General features: G+C 38.8%; 10 protein-coding genes. 9 read left to right on the top strand and 1 reads right to left on the bottom strand.

What is annotated here, in order from left to right; translation table 11 throughout:
• The first annotated feature begins 93 nt into the window (after positions 1-93).
• The 3 genes from PV433_RS17180 to PV433_RS17170 are packed head-to-tail and all read left to right on the top strand — an operon-like array spanning position 94 to position 4,707.
• Complete coding sequence (locus PV433_RS17180) at positions 94-1,311, top strand: DNA cytosine methyltransferase (protein ID WP_332073294.1); 1,218 nt, start codon at positions 94-96, stop codon at positions 1,309-1,311.
• The gene (locus PV433_RS17175) at positions 1,286-3,670 is read left to right on the top strand and encodes a sensor histidine kinase (RefSeq protein WP_332073293.1); all 2,385 of its coding nucleotides are present in this window, start codon (positions 1,286-1,288) and stop codon (positions 3,668-3,670) included. Before PV433_RS17180 ends, PV433_RS17175 begins: the two co-directional genes overlap by 26 nt.
• Positions 3,667-4,707, top strand: a complete 1,041-nt coding sequence (locus PV433_RS17170) for a response regulator (RefSeq protein WP_332073292.1) — start codon at positions 3,667-3,669, stop codon at positions 4,705-4,707. The genes PV433_RS17175 and PV433_RS17170 overlap by 4 nt, the downstream gene beginning before the upstream one ends.
• An 80-nt stretch (positions 4,708-4,787) precedes the next feature.
• Here PV433_RS17170 and PV433_RS17165 read toward each other — a convergent pair whose 3' ends face one another.
• A complete protein-coding gene (locus PV433_RS17165) occupies positions 4,788-6,125 on the bottom strand; it encodes an IS4 family transposase (RefSeq protein ID WP_442951544.1) in 1,338 nt (445 codons plus the stop codon).
• A 314-nt stretch (positions 6,126-6,439) separates the two neighbouring features.
• Here PV433_RS17165 and hsdR point away from each other — a divergent pair, with 314 nt between their 5' ends.
• The 6 genes from hsdR to PV433_RS17135 all read left to right on the top strand — a co-directional run bounded on the left by hsdR (position 6,440) and on the right by PV433_RS17135 (position 17,317).
• The gene (gene hsdR / locus PV433_RS17160; protein WP_332073291.1) at positions 6,440-9,703 is read left to right on the top strand and encodes a type I restriction-modification system endonuclease; all 3,264 of its coding nucleotides are present in this window, start codon (positions 6,440-6,442) and stop codon (positions 9,701-9,703) included.
• Positions 9,700-11,118 carry a class I SAM-dependent DNA methyltransferase gene (locus PV433_RS17155; RefSeq protein WP_332073290.1) on the top strand — a complete coding sequence of 473 codons (1,419 nt, stop codon included), beginning with the start codon at positions 9,700-9,702 and terminating at the stop codon, positions 11,116-11,118. Before hsdR ends, PV433_RS17155 begins: the two co-directional genes overlap by 4 nt.
• Positions 11,118-12,527 (top strand): restriction endonuclease subunit S, encoded by a 1,410-nt coding sequence (locus tag PV433_RS17150; RefSeq protein WP_332073289.1) that lies wholly within the window; start codon positions 11,118-11,120, stop codon positions 12,525-12,527. Before PV433_RS17155 ends, PV433_RS17150 begins: the two co-directional genes overlap by 1 nt.
• Before the next feature lie 691 nt (positions 12,528-13,218).
• Positions 13,219-13,755: an IS630 family transposase gene (locus PV433_RS17145; protein ID WP_332073288.1), complete on the top strand. Its 537-nt coding sequence runs from the start codon at positions 13,219-13,221 to the stop codon at positions 13,753-13,755.
• A gap of 188 nt (positions 13,756-13,943) precedes the next feature.
• Positions 13,944-15,698 (top strand): ATP-dependent nuclease, encoded by a 1,755-nt coding sequence (locus PV433_RS17140; protein ID WP_332073287.1) that lies wholly within the window; start codon positions 13,944-13,946, stop codon positions 15,696-15,698.
• Positions 15,695-17,317: an ATP-dependent helicase gene (locus PV433_RS17135; RefSeq protein ID WP_332073286.1), complete on the top strand. Its 1,623-nt coding sequence runs from the start codon at positions 15,695-15,697 to the stop codon at positions 17,315-17,317. Before PV433_RS17140 ends, PV433_RS17135 begins: the two co-directional genes overlap by 4 nt.
• Positions 17,318-17,601: the final 284 nt, after the last annotated feature.

Here is a 17,601-nt window from a genome sequence, read left to right as displayed (position 1 = left end):
TAGAAGGTAAAAATCTATTGAATGTCGAACTTTAGGTCCAGATAGCTATTAAGGTCGTATATTGTAGTTGATTATAGAAAAAGAGGTTTCATAATGACAGGGAAATTGAACTATATTGACTTATTTGCTGGATGCGGGGGACTTTCATTAGGGTTACATAATTCTGGATGGAATGGTTTGTTTGCCATTGAAAAAAGCAAAGATGCATTTGAAACGCTACGTTATAACTTGATATCAAATTGTAAGCATTTTAGTTGGCCTAGCTGGCTTCCAATTCAAAATTTTGATATTAAGGAAGTATTAATAAATTTCAGAGATCAATTAGAGTCACTCCAAGGAAAAATAGATTTAGTTGTAGGAGGCCCACCTTGTCAGGGCTTTTCTATGGCTGGTCAGAGAAATGAAGATGATGAACGTAATCAAATGATTAATTACTATATTAAGTTTATCGAAATTGTAAAACCTAAAATGGTTTTCTTTGAGAATGTAAAAGGTTTTACAGTAAGTTTTAACCAAAAGAAACGCGCAAAACCGTTCTCAGAGAATATAAAAGAGTTATTAGAGAGAATGGGTTACAGAGTTTCAGGGCAAATTATTGATTTTTCCCAATACGGCGTACCACAGCGCAGAAAAAGATTTATACTTGTTGGTTTTTTGAATGAAGACCCTTCAACTTTTTTTGAAAGTCTTTCAGAAAAATCCAGGGAATTTCTAAAGAAAAATAATATTAAGAGAACCCCTACAATTGCAGATGCTATTTCTGATTTGTTGATGAAGCATGGACAAGGTGACTCACCAGATTCAAATCATTTTAAAGCTGGTGTATACGGTGAATCTAATAGTTCCCTTCAAAGGTATTTACGAAAAGGATTGCGTTGTAAAGGGAAGATTGCTGACAGCCATAGATTCCCAAATCATCATGTTGATACAGTGAAAGTTTTTATGAATGTAATAGAGAATGCTCCTAGAAATAAAAGGCTAGATGGTGAATATAAAGAAAAATTCAATTTGAAACGAAGAGGAGCATTTCTCCTCGATGATAAATCAATATGTCCGACTATTACCTCCAATCCTGATGATTATATTCATTATTCAGAAGCCAGGATACTAACTGTTAGGGAATATGCTCGCATTCAAACATTTCCAGACTGGTTTGAATTTAAGGGGAAATATACAACTGGTGGGGAACGTCGCGTTTTAGAAGTCCCAAGATACACACAAATAGGGAATGCTATACCTCCGTTATTTGGGGAGCAAGTAGGAATTGTGTTAAAGGAGATGGCTAATGTTGGAGGAGAAAGTGAAATTTAGAGTAAGCTCCGCATTGAAGAATTTGATTGGTAAAGAACTAATTACAGATCAATATGTAGCAATATTTGAATTAGTGAAAAACTCATTTGATGCTTATGCAAATACTGTGAAAATAATATTTGAAAACACCAAAGCACAACATGCAAAGATAACTATTATTGATGATGGAAAAGGTATGAGTTATAAAGATCTTGTGAATAAATGGCTATTCGTTGCTTACTCTGCAAAGAGTGATGGCACTGAGGATATTGACGAAAATGAAACTACAGAACGAGAAGATTACCGTAACAAATTGAGAAATAAACGAATCTTTGCAGGAGCCAAGGGAGTAGGGCGATTCTCTTGTGATAGGCTTGGAAGCACACTTACATTGACGACTTTAAAAAGGGACTCATTTTCAAAGGTGCAGAAAATTTTTGTTGACTGGGAAGATTTTGAGCAAGATAGCAAGAAAGAATTTGTGGATATTGAGGTTCAACATCTTGAATTGGATAACAAAGAAGTAGATTTTCATCACGGTACAATTCTAGAGATTACCGACTTGCGCGATGAGTGGGGGAGAGATAGCTTAAAGAAATTGAAGCGATCACTCCAAAAATTGATTAACCCCAATCAGGATAATGATGTGGGCGATTTTTCAATTGAGATAATTGCCCATGATGAAGAAAACGAAGATGAAGCAGAAAAGAATAGAATTGTTAGGCATGCGGTGGAAAAGTCTAGAAAAGAAAATAGAAGCTTTTCACTGGATGATGTTTCCGGTGAACTCGAATATAACTTAATCAACGGAAAAGTTAAGAATACCATTTTTGAGATGCTTGGCATTAAATCGATTCAAATAATGACTTCTATATCTGAAGATGGAAGTAAAATGGAGACCACTTTGAGGGATCGAGGACTGCTCATTTATAAAGTTGTAGAAAACTCGCCCTTTAGCATCTCAAATGTGAAAATTCATCTGTTTTATTTAAATAGGTTAGCTAAATCTAATTTTACTAGATTAATGGGGATTGAACCTGTTAATTATGGCTCAGTGTTTATGTATAAAAATGGTTTTAGAATTTATCCGTATGGTGAAGTTGGGGAAGATATTTTCGGGATTGATAAAAGAAAACCACAAGGTTATAACAGAAGATTAGGTACACGTGAAATATTCGGAAGAGTCGAGATAATAGGGAAGAATGAGTACTTGAAGGAGTCTACAAGCCGAGATGGGGGATTAATTAAAAATGATTCTTATTATGATCTTCAAGACTACTTCATTGACACAATAAGAAAGTTAGAGAGATACGTTGTTGAAACTATTGAATGGGGGAATATAAGTTTAATCGATGATGGAATAGAGGAATCGGTTAGTCCTGATACAGCGATCAATAAATTGGAAAGTGTAATAAAGAAATTAGCGAATTCTAAATCAATTGTAGATATTGAATATGATGAGAATTTACTATCCACACTTCGAGAGAAACAAAAAGGCAGTTCAAGTGCTGTTATTAAACGTATTCAAGAATTTGCTGTCAAAAATGAAGACACAGGGCTTCTTAGAGATATTACTAGGGTCGATAAAGAAATAAAAAATATTATACAAAGTAAAGAATTGGCTGAAAAAGATGCGGAAGAAAGTAAACAGAATCTACGGCATGCGAAAGAAGAGATAAAATTACAAAAAAGTCGAAGCTTATTTTTAACTTCCGTATCCACATTGGATTTTGATAATATATTGAGCCTACACCATCAAATAGGAATTTATTCGAATGATATTGATGGACAATTGCTTTACTGGAATAGACAGCTCAACAAAGGCAAGGCCGTTACTAAAGATGATTTGCGAAAACTGCTAGAAAGCGTTGGGTTTCTGAACAAGAAAATTCTTTCGATTGTGAAATTTGCTACAAAAGCCAACTTTAATCTTCAATCTGAGCAAATTGACGAAGACATTATTCTTTATTTCAAGCAATATATCGAAAATGTATATAGGGTATATACAGACAATCCCCTGAATATTCAATTAGATTACAAAGATGGAACCGAATTTATTCTACGTTTTAAACCAATAGAAATATCTATAATAATTGATAATTTAATTAGTAATTCTAGAAAGGCTAATGCGAGGAATATTACAATAAATATTGCTGTAGTAAAAGAAAAGTTGACGATAGAATTTTCCGATGACGGAGTTGGGCTTGATAAAAAAATTGCAAATGTAAATGAAATATTTGAGAAAGGCTATACCACTACTTCTGGATCAGGCTTAGGTTTATACCATGTGAAGCAAATTCTTGAGGAAATGAACTCCACAATATCTGTAGTTACTACTGAGGGGAAGGGTCTTGTGTTTCTTATGGAGGTATCTAGATGAAAATTAAGTATAGGATTCTATGGTTTGAGGATAACAAATCGTGGTTTGAGACCGCATCCAGAAACATTAGCGATTTCTTGGATGATAATGGATTTGAATTAGAAGCTACTCGATACGATAATGCCCATCAAGGTATAAAATATATTTTAAGTAACTGTGACTATGATCTAATCCTTATGGATTTAAATCTAAATGGAACACATGGGGATAAGATTATTGAAGATATTCGAAATGAAGATTTATTTACAGAGATAATCTTTTATTCGCAAAGTGATGTGCAAACGATTCGTGCAACTATTAGAGATAAAGGGATAGACGGGTTATATTGTACTAGTAGAAATACAGATGAGTTTGAAGATAAGGTAACTAAAATTATAAGAAATACTATTAAGAAAGTTCAAGATGTAAATAACATGCGCGGTTTGGTAATAGCTCAAACGATCGATTTGGAAAATAAAATTAAAGAAATGTTACAAAAATACTTTGCGTTGGAATCAGGCTCTACACTCGATGATAGAAGAATGGAACTATACAATAACATTTGTGTCAAAAAGAAAGAACAAATTGAACGTGAGAAGCTGATTATTGAGACCTTAACAACAGGAAACATCGATTCCTTATTAGAGAGCAATTTGTTGACCTCTAATAACTTATATCATGCGTTACAAAGTATATTAAAAAATGATTTAAAGATAATTAATCTAAAACTAGATACAGTGGTTACTTCAGAGGAAAAAGAACTGTGGGAATCTAAAAAATTGAGTATTACAAGCTTAAAAGAACATCTTAATAGATATGATATTGAGATTATCAAATTAAGAAATACTCTTGCTCATGTAACAGAAAAAGTGAATGAGTCAGGAGTGCCGTATCTTGAGAGTAGACATAATAATGGTACGTCGATCATTTTCGATAATGCAACATATATTGAAATAAGGAAAAATTTAAGGTCGCATACTGAAAATTTAAATAGTATATACTATAACATGTTCTCAGATGCTTCTACTAAAGAGCAAGCTGCTCCAACAATTGAATAGAATGTGAATCCTTGAACTCGTGGACGGAAATATGTCGTCATGTTTGAGATTTTAGTCGATGTGTTCGATATATTATTAACTCAACTTTCGCAGCTTAAATTACCGAATAAACCCTTAATGTACAAGTGCAAATCAGCCATCCACTCTTGGAGTTGACACAATACCGTTTGTTTGCTGCGTTTGTTCTTTGCTTCAGCCATATCTAAGAATAAAGACATCAGTTGTTGAAGGGCGGTCTGGTAGTCCAGATCACGAACTTCATCCGCATAGAGGAAGAATAGTCCGCCGAGCGTACGGGTATCTCCCGCTTGTCGCCGCTCAAATTCCATGACCAGGTAGCGACTAAACACGATGGTTGTGTGGCTAATCAGCATGTCAAAAGATCGGCCCTGAAATTCGGTTCCCAGCTTCAGATAGCTTTTGGTTACCTTGAAGAAGGTCTCGATGCTCCATCGCACGCCATAGATACGTACGATCTCGCTTGGCTCTAGAGTCAGGTCTGTACTTAGAATGGCCAGCCATTCACGGCGCTTGTTACGGTTTTGAACAAACACGAGTTTAACAGACATTCCGCATGAAGTCTGAGTAATGACAGAACTCCAAATGGAAGATTTCTTGTTCTTGGGTAGGATGCGGTACAGTTCACTCAGCGTTAAACGTTGGCCTTGGCAAATGTATCGCTGCTTCATCTCTTTAACCATTCCAATCGTGTCCAGCCCCTTAGCCGAGAGCTGGCGAATGAGCGGCATCTGTGTGAACCAACTATCCATCAACACGTAATCCGCACGAAAGCCAGAACGCAAAGCACGTTGAATCAAGCCCACCACGGCATCCGGCTTACGAGTGAGCGCCTCGATACGCCGTTTGTAACCGTGGCATCGCTTCGTGATTGTCGTTGTCATCTCGGTTAGGCGATTCACGATGTTAGCTGACGAAAGCATAACGAAGTCAACCGGAGCGAAGCCGAAACCGTCCGACCAGCCGAGCGTCAGCATGGTGTAGCCCTTAGCAAATCGGCCTGTTGTATGGTCAAACACCTTAGCAAGCAACTCCACCTTTTTACTGCGATTCCGCTGCAGCGTGGAATCATCAATGATGAAAACTTTTACTCGCTTGACCGAAGTAAGCGATGTGAAATGCCGAACCACCGTCAAGCTAAGCGAATGAAGAAACGCCCGCCATGCAAAGCCTGGATGGTTCAAGAAGCGATAGACTACATCCTTGCCAGGCAGCGAACTTCCACGGCTGCTTTCCAAAAGTCGAAACCAATTCTTGCCCTCGAAAACAAGCGAAAACAGCAACTGAAAAACAACGAGAGCACTAAGACCAAAAGACTTCTGAATCCCTGCCTCGCGGAGCAGTTTACCGAGTTTAAGAGAATGAAAAAGAAAAACGAGACTGGTCAGACTGGGAACGATGGTGTACCATTAGGGTTACACACCTTTCTTTGTTTGCATGGTTGCTCGACACTTCCATGATACTAAACAAAGAGGGTGTTTTTCTGTCAACAGAAGAAAAAATATAGCATTAACTCTTACAGCCGTATGGAGTTCAGGCTAATTTGAGGCTGCGAAAGTTGAGTAATAAATTAAATGTTTTTGACACAGGAGGTTCGTAGAAACTAAGGAGCTTGTTGTCTTTATAACGAAATAGGAATAGTGCTTAAGACATATGACTTGTCTTGTAATAGTATATAGAGAATTGTACTTATCAGCTAGTTAGGAGGAGGAGTATGGATTCCAATTTCATATTTTTAGATCGTACCTTTCCGATCCTTGCTCAGTTAGGCGGCACCGCAGAAGAATATCTTTACTCGGATCCAAACTCATGCCTGATCAAATTGGGATTGATAGGCGAAACAATCGTCAACCTCATGATGCAGTTCGATGGCATCCAGCCTCCAAGCTACGACAACACGCACGCTAATCGTATTAAGCTCTTGAAGGGCCAAGGACTGCTACCACGAGAAATTGATGATATCTTATACAGCTTGCGTATGGCTCGGAATAAAGCCGTACATTCAAACTATGATTCGCTTGAACAATGTAAAGTTCTAATGGGTATGGCCCATGAGCTAAGCATTTGGTTCATGCAAACTTATGGAGATTGGCAGTATAGTCCCCAACGGTTTGTGTTGCCTCTTGAAAAGTCTCAAGCTAAGGTTGATTATGAAGCGATCCTTCGTGAGAAAGAAGCTAGGATTGAAGAGCTGACGAAGCTTGCTGAACAAGCTAAAGTAGCCCAAACGATGACGATTGAGGAACGTACCTCAAGAGGAAGTCGCGCAGTCCAGCAGCTTCAACTGTCCGAAGCGCAGACGAGGTATATTATCGACGAGCAGCTACGCAAGGTTGGATGGGAAGCAGATACGGTTCATTTGCGATATTCAAAAGGCACTCGCCCACAAAAAGGCCGTAACCTTGCGATTGCAGAATGGCCGACACGCAATTCCAGCAGTAAATCTGGATATGCCGATTATGCTTTATTCGTTGGGCTTCAAATGGTCGGTATTATTGAAGCGAAGCGTCAGTACACCGATATTCCATCCGTAATTGATAACCAGTGCAAGGAATATGCACAATCCGTAAGTGAAGAACACGCAGCCTATCAGGTTGGTAATTGGAGTCAGTATAAAGTACCCTTCGTATTTGCAACTAACGGTCGGAAGTACTTGAAGCAGCTTGAGACGAAATCGGGGATCTGGTTCCTCGATGTACGCAAACAATCGAATATATCCAAAGCCCTTCAAGGTTGGATGAGTCCAGATGGTATTATGGAGTTGCTCAGCAAAGATTCGGATACAGCCGATCAGGCCTTAGGTGCAACGCCGTATGATTTACTGCGTGATCCAGATGGCCTCAACCTCCGCGAATACCAGATTGAAGCCATTGAATCCGCTGAACAAGCCATTATCAACGGACAGGACAAGGTACTACTGTCGATGGCTACGGGAACAGGTAAGACGCGTACGATTCTGGGAATGTTATATCGTTTCTTGAAATCTTGTCGTTTTCAGCGCATCTTGTTCCTTGTTGACCGCACCTCGCTTGGGGAACAGGCGCAGGATGTGTTCAAGGAAGTCAAAATCGAAGAGCTCATGACACTAGATAACATCTATAACATTAAGGAGCTCAGTGACAAAGACATTGATAGAGAGACCAAGGTGCATGTCGCCACGGTACAAAGCTTGGTCAAGCGTGTACTCAATAATGAGGGTGAAACCATTCCTGCTGTTTCCGACTATGACCTTATTATTGTAGACGAAGCGCACCGCGGCTATATCTTAGACAAAGAAATGAGCAACGACGAGCTGCTATACCGTAATCAGGAGGATTACATGAGTAAGTATAGTGCTGTCATCGACTACTTTAATGCGGTCAAAATTGGCTTGACGGCTACGCCAGCTATTCAAACGACGCAGATTTTTGGTCAGCCTGTGTTCAATTACACATATCGTCGTGCTGTAGTAGAAGGCTACCTTGTCGATCATGATGCGCCGCATACGATTGTCACCAAGCTAAGCAAAGAGGGAATCACCTATCATAAAGGTGAAGTCGTCCCGATTTATGATCCTGTAACGGGAGAAATTACAAATAGTGGTGAGCTAGATGATGAGTTAAAATTCGATGTGGAGAAGTTTAACCGCCAGGTCATTACAGAGAACTTCAATCGCACGGTATTAACGGAAATTGCTCAGGACATCAATCCCGAAGGCGATGCGAAGACACTGATCTTTGCTGTTGATGATAGCCATGCCGATGTCATCGTGAAGCTGCTCAAAGAGATTTACGAGCCATACGGAGTAGACAATGATGCGGTCATAAAGATTACAGGCAGCATCGGCGGCAATAATCCTAAAAAGGTACAAGAAGCGATCAAACGATTCAAGAATGAACGCTATCCCAATATCGTCGTTACGGTTGATCTCTTAACCACAGGCATTGATGTGCCTAAAATTACTACTCTTGTCTTCATGCGACGGGTTAAGTCACGTATCCTCTTTGAACAGATGATGGGACGTGCTACACGTCTCTGCCCTGAGATCGGCAAGACGCATTTTGAAATATACGATCCAGTTGGCGTATATGAATCCCTTGAGGATGTTAATACGATGAAACAAGTGGTGATCCAGCCTTCTACATCTTTTGATGATTTGCTGGATGGACTTGAAACGCTGCAAACAGAGAAACAGCTACAAAATCAAATTGATCTCATTGTGGCGAAGCTGCAGCGTAAGAAGAGAAACATGACCAAAGATGCCATGGCCCACTTCCGAGACATTACGCAAGGTGATACACCAGACCAGTTCATCGAGAAAGTCAAACACATGTCTGCTGAAGAGGCCATAGCCTATGTTCTTGATCATCGGAAAGTCTTTGATATTATGAATGAAGGCGGTAAAGGTAAGCCAAGAGCCGTAGTGATTTCGGATAAAGAAGATGAGCTCGTCTCTCATGAACGTGGCTATGGCAAAGGCTTAAAGCCTAAGGATTACTTGGATGAGTTCAAAGCATTTATAACGAACAACATGAATAAAATCGCCGCTCTCCAAGTGGTTTGTACGAAGCCAAGCGATCTTACGCGAGAAAGCTTGAAGAGCTTGCGATTGGAGCTGGATCGCGAAGGGTTTACGGAACAGCAGTTGAATACTGCCTGGAAGCAGCTGTCTAATGAGGACATTACAGCGGACATCATTAGCTTTATTCGCAAGGAAGCGCTTGGATCTGCACTCGTCAGTCGTGCAGAACGAACGAAACAAGCGATTGCCAAGTTGAAGGAGAAGCACTCCTTTAATAAGATGGAACTGGATTGGCTAGGACGAATTGAAACGGTATTGTTGCATGAGCCGTTATTGGATCGTGAACTATTTAACACGGGTGCATTTAAGAATCAAGGCGGCTATAATCGCATTAATAAGGTCTTCCGTGAAAAGCTCGATACCATTATTACAGACATTAACCAGTACTTATTTGAAGACGGGGGACAATCAGCTTGAACAACCAAGAGATCGTATCTAAACTATGGAACCTATGTAACGTTCTCCGAGATGACGGCATTACGTATCATCAGTATGTAACGGAGCTTACCTATATCTTGTTTTTGAAGATGGCAAAAGAAACCGAGACGGAAAAAGAAATTCCTGAGCAATATCGATGGGATCAACTGCTTAAGCCAAAGGGCATTGATCTTAAGAAATTCTATAAGGAGTTGCTCAACTACTTAGGTGAGAATACGACAGGGCGAGTACGTGAAATTTATGCAGGGGCATCTTCTAACATCGATGAGCCCAAGAACCTTGAGAAGCTCATTACTTCGATTGACGCACTCGACTGGTATTCGGCTAAAGAAGAGGGGCTAGGCAACCTGTACGAGGGTTTGCTTGAGAAAAATGCAAACGAGAAGAAGTCTGGTGCTGGGCAGTACTTTACCCCTCGTGTCTTGATTGACGTGATGACGAAGCTTGCTGATCCGAAGCCAGGCGAGAGGTGCAATGACCCTGCCTGCGGTACATTCGGCTTCATGATCGCAGCAGACCGTCATGTCAAAGATCAGACGGATGATCTGTTTGCGCTATCGCCTGAATTACAGGAATTCCAGCGGAAACAGGCATTCTCTGGGTCTGAACTCGTGCACGAAACCCATCGTTTGGCATTGATGAATGCGATGCTGCATGATATCGAAGGCCCGATTAAGCTTGGCGATACATTGTCTAATCAAGGGAAAACAATGAAGGATTTTGATGTAGTGCTCACGAATCCGCCTTTCGGAACGAAAAAAGGCGGCGAACGTGCGACACGTGATGACTTCACTTATCCTACTTCAAATAAACAGTTAAACTTTTTGCAACATATCTATCGCAGCTTGAAAGCAGACAATGAAGCGCGTGCAGCTGTTGTCCTTCCAGATAACGTACTGTTTGCAGACGGTGATGGAGCGTCTATCCGTAACGACTTAATGGATAAGTGTAATTTGCATACAATCCTACGTCTACCTACTGGAATCTTCTACGCACAGGGCGTTAAGACCAATGTGCTCTTCTTTACGCGCGGTAAGTCCGATAAGGACAATACGAAAGAAGTATGGATCTATGATTTGCGTACCAATATGCCTTCGTTCGGCAAAACGACCCCGCTCAAGGCTGAGCATTTTGATGCATTTGTTTCGGCTTACACTGCGGAAGACCGTCACCAGGTACAGGATGAGCGTTGGAATTTGTTCACTCGTGAACAAATCCGTGAAAAGAACAACAGCCTCGATCTAGGGCTTATTCGTGACGAAAGTGTACTGGATTATGAGGATCTCCCAGATCCAATTGAAAGCGGAGAAGAAGTCGTAGCACAGCTCGAAGAGGCCGTTGACTTGATCATGAGCGTCGTGAAGGAACTGAAGTCATTGGAGGTTAGTCGTTAATGGCTAGGGGGAAGAAACAGAGCTTATCGGGAGCAGAAGAGCTTTTAGGGCAGGCATTTGTTCTCGAAGATGAGCAACCATATGAGGTGCCAGCGAACTGGTGTTGGGTGAGGTTCCATTATTTGAGAGAAAGTGATACGTCATTTTTTGATGGTGATTGGATCTTAAGTGAGAATATGGATCCTAACGGAAATGTTCGCCTGATTCAGCTCTCCGATATTGGTATTGGTGAGTTTTTGGATAAATCCTCCAAATTCATATCAGACCAGACATTCAATGAATTAAACTGTTCTCAACTACGAGAGGGTGATGTGCTAATCTCACGTATGGCAGAACCAATAGCAAGAAGTTGTATTCTTCCTAAATTATCCATGAAATGCATTACAGCTGTCGATGTGGCTGTTATGAGATGCGATACTACGATTGTCTCTAATAAGTACGTGAATTATTTGTGCAATACTTCGTGGTTTACTGACCTAGCTAATAACCTTGCACGAGGAACAACTAGGGTGAGAATTACTAGAAAGAATCTTGGGGATTTGCCTGTTCCCCTCCCTCCTAATGCTGAACAACTACGTATTGTTGATCGCATTGAAAGCCTGTTTGCTAAGCTTGATCAGGCAAAGGAATTGGCACAAAATGCATTAGATAGCTTTGAAGCGCGTAAAGCCGCTATCCTACACAAAGCTTTTACAGGGGAGCTCACTGCGAAGTGGCGTGAAGAGCACAATATAGGGATGGATAGCTGGGAAGAAACTCTATTTGATTTTATTATTGATAGTGGGCCACAAAATGGATTATATAAACCCAAAAGTGCTTATGGCAAAGGGGACAAAATAGTACGCATAGATAGTTTTTATGACGGTACAATAAATCCGTGGCACTCTCTAAAAGAGTTATCTCTTGATAATAATGAAATAGAGTTATATGGGCTGAGAAATAATGACGTTATTATTAATCGGGTCAATAGCATGGAATATCTGGGTAAATCCGCTCTCGTAAGGAAGTTAGAAGATACGTGTGTCTTTGAAAGTAACATAATGAGGTTAACATTGAAGCGAAGCATTGCTGAGCCTGAATATATTATTCGATACTTGAATAGTACAAAGGGGTTAACGGAACTTAGAAAAAATGCCAAACAGGCCGTTAATCAGGCAAGTATTAATCAAAGTGATGTGAGGAACTGCCAAGTCCCACTTCCTTCACTCCTTGAACAAAAGGAAATTGTTCGTATTTTGGGGAGGATGCTTGAAAGAGAACAAGAGGCAAAGGAACTTGTGAGCGTCATCGATAAGATTGAGCTCATGAAAAAGGCCGTTCTTGCCCGTGCTTTCCGTGGTGAACTTGGAACAAATGATCCAAGAGAACAAAATGCATTGGAATTGCTAAAAGAAGTACTCAAGTCTTAGTATCTGATGATATTGGTGGAATTGGTTGCAGCAGCGCCGTAGAAGTGCCTTGATCACATCTATGATCACGAACCCTAGATTATGGACGGGTATCCGAGGAAACGGGAAGAGGGAACGAAGTCCGAAAATCCGCACTACAGCAGGCTTTCGGACACTTCGGTTCATTGCAGGAAACCGTGCATATCACACTGGCAGTGCGGGGATCACCATTGAATATGAGCTATAGCTCAGTTGGGATAGTGCTTGTTGTATACGAGATATCATCAAATCCTGAATCCGAACAAAAGAGATGAGTAAATGCAAGTGTACTAGATTAACATAAACAGCACCTTAGGGGTGCTTTTCTTTTTAATCCAAAAGGAGGAAAATGTCGGATAGTATCGAAATAGATCAATAGGCTTATTTATATAGGTCTTCATGGATTAAGTTTAAAACGTGATTGTGAAACTTTACACGGCGATTTGCTCGGTAGGATTCGTCAAACTATCAGTATCTATTGGCAGAGCTACCAAGAACAGGGCTTGGCTGATCTGGAAAGAGGGGTCTCGCCTGGAGAACCACCAAAGCTCACGGAAGAGCAACGCCATCAATTGGCTGCTATGCTGGAGCAACGGCAGCCAACTGACAAGCGCACCATGCCTGGACGTTGCCGCTATTTGCGGAGTGGATCAAACGGGAGTTTGGTGTCACCATGAGTGTGCGCGGCATAAGCGCGATGCTTAGACGAATGAACTTCAGCTTCATCAAAGCGACCTATACGCTTGCCAAAGCCGATGAGCAGACGCAGGCGTTCTTTCGCAAGCATACCTTCGCACAGCTCAAGAAGCAGATGGAAGTCGAAGCGATCGATCATCTGCTGTTTGAAGATGAATCCATGATTCGTTGTTATCAAGCGCTGCAGTACAACTGGTTTCCTCGTGGAAAGCTACGTAAAGTGCCAACATACGGCAAGCATGAAGGAGCAAAGTTGTTCGGTGCGATCAACTACGAAACGGGTCAAGTCCATCACCGGGAAGAAGAAAAGGCCGACGTAGCAGCCTTCATTCGCTTCCTGCAGGATCTGCTGTCCGCTTACCCGGATGGGAAGATAGCCATGGTGCTGGACAACAGTCGTATTCATCATGCGACTGGGTTACAGCCTTTTTTGAAGGAACATCAGCGTCTACACTTGGTCTTTCTGCCGCCCTATAGCCCAAACCTGAATCCGGTCGAAGTACAATGTTTGTGACTCAAATCGGATGTGGTCAACAACGTCTTTTTCGAAAAGTTCTATAAGATTAAGCTCCATGTGAGCAAATTCAAGCGGATCAATCAGAATCCCATGGAAACAATTCGACCGTTTACTGGTCAGGTTTTAAGATTAATTGCGGCTTATATAATAATATAATACTGTCATTGCTAGAGGGGGTTAATTTAATGTTTCTTTCGGAGATAAAAATTGAAGGTTTTAGAAACTATCTTAAAGATCATATTTGCTTTAGAGAGAAGACCCTAATCATTGGGTCTAACGATATAGGAAAAACCAATTTAATGCATGCATTGAGAATTATACTTGATAAAAAAATTTCAGAGTCTGAACTTGAGCCTAAGGATTCAGACTTTTTTGTGCATAGCGAAACAAATGAAATTTATATTCAAGTTAAATTCGAAAACTCAAAACACGATTGTGTTGTTGGAAAGCTTGGGAAATATATTAATGATGAAGGAATACTATATATCGCATACAGAGCAATGAGAGATAGGAACACGAAAGAAAAGAAATATACTTTCTTAATAGGGCACACAGAAAGTGATCTTCAAGAAATTGAAGCCAGGTATTATCTAAAAGTTTTAAATGTAGAATTTATTGGTAGTAATCGGGAACTGTCGTCATTCATCAAACGAGAGAAGAAAAATCTTTTAGTGGAAGCGAAAAAAGCTAGGGAAGAAGATCAGTTAAAATCTGATGAGCAGGTAACAAGAAAAATTGAAAAAACAATTACTGCTTTGAATAGACGGATCACCAATTTATCTTATGTAAGTAATGCTACATCAAATTTAAATACTGAATTATTAAATTTATCACTTCATCATCAAAACAATATAGTTAAATTTGACGTTGGAGCTGCTGATGTCGATGATTTTATTAGTGAATTGGAATTAGTATCTAAGGTGAATGATAAAAGTTTAGAAGTAGGAGGAGAAGGAAGGAACAATCAAATTTATTTGGCACTTTGGACATCAAAAAATAAAATTGCAGAAGAACCATTGGAAATAAAAATTTGTTGTATAGAGGAACCGGAAGCTCATTTACACCCACATCAGCAAAGGAAATTAGCTGAATATCTTGTAGAATCATTGAATACTCAAGTAATTATTACTACTCACTCACCTCAAATCGCTTGTGAATTTCCTTACGATTCAATAATTAGGCTGTATAATAGTAAGCCTGATACAAAAGCCGCTAATAATGGATGCTCAAAGATAATTGAAAAATCTTTAAATAACTTTGGCTATAGATTAAATATTATTCCTGCTGAAGCATTTTTTTCAAGTGTTGTTCTTCTTGTAGAAGGGCCTTCTGAGGTATTGTTCTACAAAGCACTTGCAAGTAATTTAGAAATTAATTTAGATCGTCTTAATATTAGTATACTTGCTGTAGATAGTGTTGGATTTAATTCATATCTAGAAATTCTTACTTCACTAAATATACCATGGGTTATTCGTACTGATAACGATATTTTTAAAGTGCCTTATAATGAATATTATTATTTTGCTGGCCTTTCTCGAGCTATTACTTTTGCTGAGAAGTACACGGTAATTCCAGCTGACTTAGAATCGTTGCTAAGCGATAAAAGTAAAGTATCAAATATAGCAGATCGAAATAATATTGATCCAGGTCAATTAAAATGGGCAAAAGAAGTTATATTAAAACTTAATGAAAATAATATATATTTATCGAATAACGACTTAGAATTAGATATTATTAATTCTCCACTAAAAGACTGTGTTTTAAGTTATACATCAGAGACAGAATTAACTAACGCAGTTAGTAAAATGAAAAAGAATAAAGCAACTTTCATGTATGATTTTCTAGTGAATAATTATAGCAACTTAGAAATGCTGAATGATCATAGTTTAGCAAAGCCATTGACCAAGTGTAAACATCTTGTTGAGGAGATGTCAAAATGAAGCCATCACCAGAACAGGAAAAGATCATAGAATCAGACAATAGTATAGTTGTTATAGCTCAACCTGGAAGTGGTAAGACTTTCACTTTAGCTAATAAGATTAGAATTATTTTAGACAAGACGCCTCACTATAAGGGGGTTATAGCAATTTCTTATACGAATAAAGCAAGTAAAGAACTTGAAAAGCGAAGCCTACATGGTGGAATTGACAAGAAGAATAGTTTTTTTGGTACAATGGATAAGTTTTATATTTCGGAAATAATATTACCTTTCGGCAGGCAATTATTTGGAAAACCTTCTAAAGATATTGAAATAATTGAATTCAAAAGTAGTATATTAGGACACGAAATCGATTATTTATACGACATACCAATAGAAGACATAATGAATAATCACATAGATATTATAAAGAGGATCTTTATTAAAGGGTACGTCATATTAGAAACTGTTCCTTTATTATCGTTACATATTCTTCAAAATACAAAATCATGTGTAAATTATCTTCAAGCAAGATTCTCTCATATAATCATTGATGAATATCAAGATTGTGGTTTAGAACAACATGAGGTTTTTGTAGGATTAAAAAATATAGGTCTTAAAGCAATCGCAGTGGGAGATGAAAATCAATCAATATATGGTTTTTCAAATAAATCGTCTGAATACTTGATTCGTCTTGCGAGTGATGACACATTTGAAACTCATCGATTGACTAAAAACCATAGATGCCATCCCTCAATTATTAATTATTCCATGTCTTTAATCTCAAGAGATTTTACTGACTTCCTTCCTTCAGATGAACATAGAGTTTTTTCAATTAGTCTGAATGGTAAAGAGGACTACATTGCTAAGTGGTTAAATGAAACGATTTATAAAGCGAAGGAAAAGTATAGAGTAGAGAAAAATAGCGAGGTTGGTATACTGACAAGAAACACTAGAACAGGTTCCATTATTGATCAGAATTTAACTATTAAACATAAATTCTATGAAAGTACTCCTTTTGACAATGATTCTAGTTTATGGGGACGTTTATTTTCAGATATATTAAGATTTATTTTCGATAAAAATAATACTAAATATGAATTAATTGAAGAGTATTTGGATATTGAATTACAAAGTGAAAAAGCTAATACGATAATGAAGAAGTTAACATTATTAGAGAGCATTAAAGTAGAAAGTAAATTATTACAGCAAATAAATATTTTCTTAGAAATAGCAGAAATAATTTACCCTAATGCAAAAAATCAAAATGCAATTAATATCTTAGGGATTGTGTTAAAAGATAAGAAGTTGTTAAACACCTTTAAACCAGCCGGTGATGATGAAGTACAAATTATGACACTTCACAAATCAAAAGGGCTAGAATTTAAGATAGTGTTCCATTTGGATTTGTATGAGTATATTTTTCCAAGTAAACGAATAATTAATGGAGAGTTTGTTTTCACTGAAAAAGAACAAGACATAAATTTGCATTATGTGGGAATAACAAGAGCCAAAGAATGTTGTATTCTTTGCACAAGTAATCTAAGAACAAACGGAAACAATGAAATTAAAAGAGGCTCCTCCTCAGAATTTTTACAAATTCCGAGACTGACAAAGTTAAGAAGCCATTTTAGTATTTGACAACTATATAGAACGCAATTAATAAACCTTCAATCGCCAAATCGGGTAATGAAATGTAACCACGAAGCCGAGATGGCGAAAAAAAATGAAGACAGATGAAATCAAGTGATTGAATGCACGAAGAACAGGTCCATCACCAGGAAGAAGAAAAAGCCGACGTAGTAGCCTTCATTCGCTTTACTGTCCGCTTACCCGGATGAGAAGGTCGCCATGGTGCTAGACAATGGTCGTATTCATCATGCGACTGGATTAAGCCTTTATTGAAGTAACATTAGCATCTGCAC

This window comes from Paenibacillus sp. GYB004, assembly GCF_036577605.1.
GTDB classification, from domain to species: domain Bacteria; phylum Bacillota; class Bacilli; order Paenibacillales; family NBRC-103111; genus Paenibacillus_AB; species Paenibacillus_AB oceani.
The sequence above is the reverse complement of the archived record's forward strand: the minus strand, read 5'-3'. Positions and strand labels throughout refer to the sequence as shown.